Origin of the sequence: Paenibacillus sp. VTT E-133291 (genome assembly GCF_002264395.1) — a bacterium.
Classification (GTDB): domain Bacteria; phylum Bacillota; class Bacilli; order Paenibacillales; family Paenibacillaceae; genus Paenibacillus_AQ; species Paenibacillus_AQ nitricinens.
In genome coordinates this window covers 1-230 of the sequence record NZ_NFVA01000286.1, presented here as the reverse complement: position 1 = coordinate 230, position 230 = coordinate 1, and the positions used below count along the sequence as shown (strand labels likewise).

Below are 230 nucleotides of genomic sequence, written 5' to 3'. Positions count from 1 at the left end.
CGGTGACGATTAAGAAATCATATCTGGCGACACAAGCGGTAGGAACAACCACGTTGACGTTTAGCTTTAGCGCGGGAGCTGCGCAATCCCTGGCAGTTACGGTGACGGATACGACAACACCAGTATCCAATTCCACGATAACGCCAACAACAGCAAGCTTCGATAAGAAAATAGCGAATCAAGCTGATATAGCAGTAACTATGACGCTGAACGGAAACACACTCAGCACG

The 230-nt window shown here is 48.3% G+C and carries 1 protein-coding gene; it reads left to right on the top strand.

Going from position 1 to position 230, the window contains the following annotated elements; genetic code table 11:
* The coding region (locus tag CA598_RS31935) for a X2-like carbohydrate binding domain-containing protein (RefSeq protein ID WP_143812518.1) at positions 1 to 230 on the top strand (230 nt) is incomplete at both ends.